Consider the following 7,780-nt stretch of genomic DNA (forward strand, 5'->3'; position numbering starts at 1 on the left):
TTGTACTGCGGGGTGCGGAGGGGATTCGGGGACGGGAGGATGGCGTGGGCGTGGGTCTGTCCTCCCGGGAGCGGAGGAGGTTCGGGGAGCGGAGGATGCCGCGGGCGTGGGGTGTCCTCCCGTCACCGGATCTCCTCCCGTCTCGGACTCTGCCGCACTGATCGGTGCATCCGGGGCGGGACGCCACGGGCGGACGCACGGGCCGCTCCGGCGATTCGCTGCGCCGGGCCCGTCGTGGACACGATGGCCGTGCGCGCGTCAGGTGGTCGCGGCGACGACCCGGGTGATGAGCGCGTCGAGTTCCGCTCCCTCGAGCTGAGGCCCGGGGACGGCATTCAGGTCGAGGACCGCGTTGAAGTAAAGCCCGTCGCTGACGAGCAGCACCATCTGCAGCGCCGTCTCATCGCGCGTGTGGGAGCGGAGGCTCTCCTCCCAGAGCTCACGGACGCGACGGAGGGATGCCGAGGCCGCATCGCTGCCGTTCTGCGCCAGACGTGACACCGCGAGGATCGTCACGTCGAGCGGGGATCCGGTGTTCTGCGACGACCGGAGGTGCGCGGCGACGACGCCCTCATCGGACTTCTCGATCTCGTCGACGTCGTCCTGAGCCAGGCGTTCGAGGCGCTCCAAGAGCGCGGATTCGAGGGCGCTCTTGGAGTTGAAGTGATAGAGCAGGCCGCCTTTGGATACCCCCGCGGTGCGGGCGGTGGCGTCCATCGTCGCGGCGCGTTCACCCTCGTCGACGAGGATGCGGGTGAACGCATCGAGGACGGCGTCGCGGGCGAGTGGGGGGCGGCTCATGGCTTCTCGATCGTACTGGTGGAGGTCAGGCTGACTCTGATACTATACCGGCTGGACGGTTAAGAAACGGATCGGAAGAATGCTCACCTCGTCGTTGCCCACCCATGAGATCACCGTGACCCGCGCCGGGTGGCGCGGATGGTTCGCGCTGGCGGTGCTCATGCTGCCCGTGCTGCTCGTCTCGGTCGACAACACGGTGCTGAGCTTCGCGCTGCCCGAGATCGCCCTCGACCTGCAGCCGTCGAGCATCGAGCAGTTGTGGATCATCGACGTCTACCCGCTCGTCCTCGCGGGTCTGCTCGTGACAATGGGCACGCTCGGCGACCGCTTCGGTCGCAAGCGCATGCTGCTCATCGGCGCCACGGGCTTCGCCGCCGTCTCGGCTCTGTCGGCGTTCGCGCCCACCGCGGCACTGCTCATCGCGGGTCGCGCTCTCATGGGCGTGTTCGGCGCGATGCTCATGCCGTCGACGCTGTCGCTGCTGCGCAGCATCTTCCGCGACCGCGACCAGCGTCGCTTCGCCATCGCGATCTGGGCGTCGGGTTTCTCCGCGGGCGCGGCGCTCGGTCCGATCGTCGGTGGTTTCCTGCTCGAGCACTTCTCGTGGGGGTCGGTGTTCCTGATGGCGGTGCCCGTCCTCGTGCCGCTGCTCGTGCTCGCGCCGTTCTTCGTGCCCGAGAGCCGCGACCCGGCCCCCGGCCGGTTCGACGTGGTGAGCGTGGTGCTGTCGCTGGCGACAATGGTGCCCATCGTCTACGGCATCAAGAAGCTCGCGGTCGAGGGTCCGCTGTCGCTCGCTCCCGTCCTCTTCGTCGTCGGCGTGGTCTTCGGCTGGCTGTTCGTGCGCCGGCAGAAGCGCACCGTGGCGCCCATGCTCGACATGTCGCTGTTCCGCCGCGGGACGTTCTCGGGGGCCATCCTGGTCAACCTTCTCAGCGTCGTCGGGCTGGTGGGCTTCCTGTACTTCGTCGCTCAGCACCTCCAGCTCGTTGTGGGACTCTCCCCGATGACCGCGGGCTTCGCCCTCGTGCCGGGTCTTGCGCTCATGATCGCGTCGGGGCTCGCGGTGGTCCCCATCGCCAAGCGCTTCGCGCCGCGCGTCGTGGTGCCGGTGGCTCTCTCGTTCTCCGTGGTGGCTTATGTGATGGTCGCGCTCTCGACCGCGGATCTCGTGCAGTTGATCGTCGCCTTCGCGCTGCTGGGCATCGGCATCGGGGCGGCCGAGACCGTGTCCAACGAGCTCATCCTCTCCAGCGCCCCCTCGGCCAAGGCGGGCGCCGCCAGCGCCGTCTCCGAGACGGCGTACGAAGTGGGTGCGGTCCTCGGCACGGCCGTGCTCGGCGGCATCCTCGCCGCGTACTACCGCGCGCAGCTCGTCCTCCCCGAGGGGCTCTCGGCCGCCTCAGCCGCCGCCTCACGCGAAACGCTCGCCGGGGCCGTGGCGGTATCGCACACGCTCGACGACGCCGCGCTGGCCGCGTCGCTGCGCGCAGCGGCGGCGCACGCCTTCGACTCCGGAGTGGTGGTGACCGCCCTCATCGGCGCCGCGCTCATCATCGTGGCCGCAGTGATCGCTGCCGCTACCCTGGGAGGATCCCGCAGCACGTCGACGAAGTGACGTGCCCGAGCTCTGAGGAGAGCGATGTCGCGTGTCGTGAAGTTGGCCGTCATCCCCGGTGACGGCATCGGTCCCGAGGTCGTCACCGAGGCCGTGAAGGTTCTCGACGCGGTCACCGCCGGGTCGGAGGTCACGTTCGAGAAGACGCCGTTCTCCCTCGGGGCCGGTCGCTACCTCGAAACCGGTGACACCCTCACCGACGACGACCTCGCCGCGATCGCCTCCCACGACGCCATCCTGCTCGGCGCTGTCGGGGGAGTGCCCGGTGACCCCCGCCTGGCCCACGCCAACATCGAGCGCGGACTGCTGCTCACGCTCCGCTTCGAGCTCGACCACTACGTCAACCTGCGCCCGTCCAAGCTCTACCCCGGTGCAGCGGGACCCCTCGCCGACCCGGGCGACATCGACTTCGTGGTCGTGCGCGAGGGCACCGAAGGCCCCTACGTCGGCAACGGCGGCGCGATCCGCCGGGGCACCCCCCACGAGATCGCCAACGAGACCTCCGTCAACACCGCCTACGGCGTCGAGCGCGTCGTCCGCTATGCCTTCGCCCTCGCAGAGCGACGCCGGCACAAGCTCACGCTCGTGCACAAGACGAACGTGCTCGTGCACGCCGGCGGCATGTGGAAGCGGATCGTGGATGCCGTGGCATCCGAGTTCCCCGGGGTCGACGTAGACTACCTGCACGTCGACGCGGCAACCATCTTCCTGGTCACGAACCCGGGCCGATTCGACGTGATCGTCACCGACAACCTTTTCGGCGACATCCTGACCGACCTGGCCGGAGCCGTCACCGGAGGCATCGGCCTCGCCGCATCGGGCAACATCAACCCCGACGGCGCGTTCCCCTCGATGTTCGAGCCCGTCCACGGATCGGCGCCCGACATCGCGGGTACCCAGAAGGCCGACCCCACGGCCGCGATCCTCTCCGTCGCCCTCCTGCTCGATCACCTCGGGCTCACCGACGAAGCCGCCCGCGTCACCCGCGCGGTAGAGAACGACATCGCGAGCCGCGACGGCGCGCGCACCACCGCCGAGATCGGCGACGCCATCGTCGGGGGAGTCCAGGCGTAACCTGGACGGATCGGCCTGTATCGCCCCCGCGCATCGAACAGTTTTGGACTCACAGATGACCACCATCGACACCGACCCCGACACCGGACTCGACCCGTTCGAGTTCGCCGTCACCCGTAACCTCGCGGCCAAGAGCAATGCCGACCGCGAAGCCATCCTGGCCAGCCCCGGCTTCGGGCAGAGCTTCACCGACCACATGGTCGACATCTGCTGGTCGGTCCGCGGCGGCTGGCACCGACCGCGCGTCTCGCCCTACGGCCCCATCTCGCTCGACCCGGCCGCGGCCGTCCTGCACTACGGCCAGGAGATCTTCGAGGGCATCAAGGCCTACCGTCACGCCGACGGCTCGGTGCACACGTTCCGCCCCGACCAGAACGGGCGTCGCCTGCAGCGTTCGGCCCGCCGCCTGGCTCTGCCCGAGCTGCCGGTGCCGTACTTCCTGCAGTCGCTGCGCGAGCTCATCGCCGTCGACGGCTCGTGGGTCCCCTCGGGCGAAGACCAGAGCCTGTACCTGCGTCCGTTCATGTTCGCGAAGGAGGCGTTCCTGGGCGTCCGTCCCGCGCACAAGGTCGCGTACTACCTGATCGCGAGCCCCGCGGGCGCCTACTTCAAGGGCGGCGTGAAGCCGGTGTCGATCTGGCTCAGCGAGGACTACTCGCGAGCCGGCAAGGGCGGCACGGGCGCGGCCAAGACGGGCGGCAACTACGCCGCGAGTCTGCTGCCGCAGTCCGAGGCGTACGAGAACGAGTGCGACCAGGTCGTGTTCCTCGACCAGGATCGCAACGTCGAAGAGCTCGGCGGCATGAACGTCGTGTTCGTTTACAAAGACGGCACCATCGTCACCCCGCAGTCCGACTCGATCCTCGAGGGCATCACGCGCGACTCTCTCCTCCAGCTGGCCCGTGACCGCGGACACCACGTCGAGGGACGCAACGTCTCGCTGAAGGAATGGCGCGAGGGCGTGGCATCCGGAGACATCGTCGAGGTGTTCGCCTGTGGAACCGCCGCCGTCGTCACTCCCATCGGCATGCTCAAGGGGCGCGACTTCATCGACGAGCAGCCCAACGGCACACTCGCCCTCGAGCTGCGCGAAGAACTCACGAACATCCAGTACGGCCGCGCAGAAGACAAGCACGGCTGGTTGTACCGCCTCGACGCCTGACGCGTCGTACACGGAGGGGCTCCCGGATGCCGGGGGTCCCTCCGTCGCGTGTGCGGGGTCGCGGCCTTTCGGTCGCCTCCGCACGGCCCCGTGTCTCACGCATAAACGCGATCCGCGCGCATGAACGCGTGCTGCCCGTGTTTCCCCGCGTGGATCGCGTTTACACGGGGAGAGGGACCGGGGCGACCCCGCGGGTTTCGGAGGCCGCGGATAGGCTGAACCGGTGAAGATCGCACGATTCAGCCACCAGGATGCCATTCGCTACGGGATCGTCGACGACGGCGAACTCGTCGTGCTCGCCGGTGACCCGATGTTCGCCGGGTTCGACACCACGGGGGAACGGGTGCCCCTCACCGAGGTGGCGCTCCTCGCCCCGGTCATCCCGCGTTCCAAGGTCGTGTGCATCGGCAAGAACTACCGCGACCACGCCGCCGAGATGGGGAGCGAGGCCCCCGCCGAACCGCTGATGTTCCTCAAGCCCAACACGTCGGTCATCGGCCCGGGCGACGCGATCGTGCGCCCCACGGCTCTGACCTCCCACACCGACTACGAGGGCGAGTTGGCCGTCGTCATCGGCCGCGTCGCCAAGAACGTCCCCGCCGAGCGCGCGAGCGACTACATCCTCGGCTACACCGTCGCCAACGACGTCACCGCGCGAGACCTGCAGCGCAGCGACGGTCAGTGGTCGCGCGCCAAGGGTTTCGACACGTTCTGCCCGGTCGGACCGGTCATCGAGACCGATCTCGATCTCGACGCGGCCGTCATCACCACGCGGGTCAACGGCGAGGTGCGCCAGAACGGCCCCGTGTCCGACATGATCCACGGCATCCCCGCCCTCATCGCCTACGCGTCGGCGGTGTTCACGCTGCTGCCCGGAGACCTCATCCTCACGGGCACACCCGCGGGCATCGGCTCGTTCGACGCGGGTGACACGATCGAGATCGAGATCGAGGGCATCGGGATCCTGCGCAACACCGCGCGCGATGCCTGACATCGCGGCGTCCGCGGCCGTCGATCTCGTCGCCGCGCAACGCCGCACGGTGCGGGTGCTGGCGGCGGGGCAGGTGCTCAGCGGCGTCGCATTCGGCTCGACGCTGTCGCTGGGGGCGCTGCTGGCCGCCGACCTGTCGGGCGAAGAATCGCTCTCGGGGTTCGCCACCGCCTCGGTGACCCTCGGTGCCGCCCTGACGGCGATCCCGCTGGCGCGCCTCGCCGCGCGGCGTGGGCGACGGATCGCGCTGACGACCGGCAACGTCGCGGCCCTCAGCGGTATCGCCCTCGTCATCTTCGCGGCTGCGACGCGCGCGTTCCCGCTGCTCCTCGTGGGTATCGCGCTGATCGGCGCGGGCAACGCCGCCACCCTGCAGTCGCGCTTCGCCGCGACCGACCTCTCGACGACGGCCCGACGAGGCCGCGACCTCGCAACGGTGGTCTGGGCAACCACGGTCGGCGGAGTCGTGGGCCCGCTGCTCCTGGCGCCGGGAGAACTTCTCGGCGCGAGCATCGGCATGCCCCGGCTCACCGGCGCCTACCTCTTCTCGCTCCTCGCCCAGGCGTGCGCGTTCGCGCTGTACGTTCTGGTCCTGCGCCCTGACCCGCTGCTGCTCGCGCAGCGGCTCGACCGTGAGAGGGCGCCGACGACTCGGGCCTCGTCCGAGGTCGATCGACCGCGCATCGCCCGCTTCGCGATGCTCGCGGTCGCAGCCTCCCACGTCACGATGGCGGCCGTGATGGCGATGACCCCGGTGCATCTCGCCCACATCGTGGCACCGGATGCCGTGACCGTCGCCGTGGGAGTCACGATCTCGCTGCACGTGTTCGGGATGTACGGGCTGTCTCCGGTGTTCGGCATCCTCGCCGATCGCGTCGGTCGCATCCCCGTAATCCTGCTGGGCCAGGTGCTTCTGGCGGCTGCCCTCACCGTCGCGTCGACCGCCGCGGACTCGCAGACCGGCGTCCTCATCGCTCTGCTGCTGCTCGGCCTCGGCTGGAGCGCTGCGACGGTCGCCGGCTCGGCGCTGCTCACCGAAACGACGCCGCTCGCCGCTCGCCCTCGGCGTCAGGGACGCAGCGACACGCTGATGACCGGGTCCGCTGCCGTCGGGTCGGTGCTCGCGGGGCTCATCCTGGGCCTCGTCGGGTACGGCGGTCTCGCGCTCTGGGCGTTCGTGCCCATCGCTGTCGTGTGCGCGGGCGCGGTCTTCGTGCGCTCGCGTCCGGCGTGACAGAGGCGTCCGGTATCAGACACGGAGCTGGTGTCGGGCGCGCGGCTGGTGTCGGGCGCGCGGCTGGTGTCGGACACGCGTCCGTTGTCGTGTACCCGTCCGGTGTCACACATGCGTCCGGTGTCGGGCACGCGTCCGGCGTGAGCCACGCGACGGATCCGTGGGTGTCACCGACGGGTCAGATCGAGTAACTCAACGCGCTGACGCGGCGCGCGGAGTCCGGCGCAGCTGCTCTCTCGGCGCCGCCCGCGTCGAGCACGCCGGCAACGCCGCCCGCTCCCTCCGCAGCTAGCGCTCCGCCCGCGCCGAGCACGCCACCCGCACCCCGCGCTCCGACCGCAACGCCCGCACCCAACGCCTCGAGCGCCCGATCCACATCGGCATCGTCGTTGAACACGTGGAACGCCACGCGCGCCCGACCCGCTCGGCCCGACGCCGTGATGCCGTGTGCCGTCAGTCGCGCCAGCGCCTCACCCGTGGCATCCGGCCACGTGATGATCGCCGACGGTCGCGCCGGGCGGGCGAGACCGAGCCCCGCGCGGAAACGCGCCGCGAGGCCCGTCGCGTGGGCGTACAGCTCGGTGATGTCGGCGTCGGCGAACATCTCGAGCGCGGGGGCGGCGCCGACGAAGGCCTGCCACGCGGGTGAGACGTCGAAGCGACGGGCATCGGAGGCGAGCGTGCCCCCGGTGCCGTAGCACGACGCCCACGGATCATCGCCCGAGTACCACCCCGCCTGCACGGGACGCAGGGTCGCGGCGAAGGACGGAGTCACGGTCAGGAAGCCCACGCCGCGCGGGCAACACAGCCACTTGTACGCGTGGCAGACGGTCGCATCGAACAGCGTCGCGTCGACCGGCAGCCAGCCCGCGGCCTGGGTCAGGTCGCAGAGCGTGCGGG

Annotated in this window: 7 protein-coding genes; 5 read left to right on the forward strand and 2 right to left on the reverse strand. The window is 70.1% G+C overall.

Annotated elements, in window-relative coordinates:
• Positions 1–258: 258 nt before the first annotated feature.
• Positions 259–801 (reverse strand): TetR/AcrR family transcriptional regulator, encoded by a 543-nt coding sequence (locus tag RWP81_RS12175; protein ID WP_314456455.1) that lies wholly within the window; start codon positions 799–801, stop codon positions 259–261.
• A gap of 79 nt (positions 802–880) precedes the next feature.
• Here RWP81_RS12175 and RWP81_RS12180 point away from each other — a divergent pair, with 79 nt between their 5' ends.
• The 5 genes from RWP81_RS12180 (at position 881) to RWP81_RS12200 (ending at position 6,880) form a co-directional block, all read left to right on the forward strand.
• A complete protein-coding gene (locus RWP81_RS12180) occupies positions 881–2,419 on the forward strand; it encodes an MFS transporter (RefSeq protein WP_314456456.1) in 1,539 nt (512 codons plus the stop codon).
• A gap of 24 nt (positions 2,420–2,443) precedes the next feature.
• The gene (locus tag RWP81_RS12185; RefSeq protein WP_314456457.1) at positions 2,444–3,493 is read left to right on the forward strand and encodes a 3-isopropylmalate dehydrogenase; all 1,050 of its coding nucleotides are present in this window, start codon (positions 2,444–2,446) and stop codon (positions 3,491–3,493) included.
• Positions 3,494–3,548: 55 nt separating this feature from the next.
• Complete coding sequence (locus RWP81_RS12190; RefSeq protein WP_314456458.1) at positions 3,549–4,655, forward strand: branched-chain amino acid aminotransferase; 1,107 nt, start codon at positions 3,549–3,551, stop codon at positions 4,653–4,655.
• Positions 4,656–4,878: 223 nt separating this feature from the next.
• The gene (locus RWP81_RS12195) at positions 4,879–5,646 is read left to right on the forward strand and encodes a fumarylacetoacetate hydrolase family protein (RefSeq protein WP_314456460.1); all 768 of its coding nucleotides are present in this window, start codon (positions 4,879–4,881) and stop codon (positions 5,644–5,646) included.
• Positions 5,639–6,880 (forward strand): MFS transporter, encoded by a 1,242-nt coding sequence (locus tag RWP81_RS12200; protein ID WP_314456462.1) that lies wholly within the window; start codon positions 5,639–5,641, stop codon positions 6,878–6,880. The genes RWP81_RS12195 and RWP81_RS12200 overlap by 8 nt, the downstream gene beginning before the upstream one ends.
• Positions 6,881–7,058: 178 nt before the next feature.
• Here the strand turns inward: RWP81_RS12200 and RWP81_RS12205 are convergent.
• Positions 7,059–7,780 (reverse strand): aminotransferase class V-fold PLP-dependent enzyme (locus tag RWP81_RS12205; protein WP_314456464.1); only part of this gene is annotated, 722 nt, incomplete at its 5' end.

It is taken from the genome of uncultured Microbacterium sp. (genome assembly GCF_963521695.1).
Lineage (GTDB): Bacteria > Actinomycetota > Actinomycetes > Actinomycetales > Microbacteriaceae > Microbacterium.

Coding starts and splice junctions, on each gene's coding strand:
- RWP81_RS12175 (WP_314456455.1), bottom strand. CDS start 801: ATGAGCCGCCCCCCACTCGCCCGCGACGCCGTCCTCGATGCGTTCACC.
- RWP81_RS12180 (WP_314456456.1), top strand. CDS start 881: ATGCTCACCTCGTCGTTGCCCACCCATGAGATCACCGTGACCCGCGCC.
- RWP81_RS12185 (WP_314456457.1), top strand. CDS start 2,444: ATGTCGCGTGTCGTGAAGTTGGCCGTCATCCCCGGTGACGGCATCGGT.
- RWP81_RS12190 (WP_314456458.1), top strand. CDS start 3,549: ATGACCACCATCGACACCGACCCCGACACCGGACTCGACCCGTTCGAG.
- RWP81_RS12200 (WP_314456462.1), top strand. CDS start 5,639: ATGCCTGACATCGCGGCGTCCGCGGCCGTCGATCTCGTCGCCGCGCAA.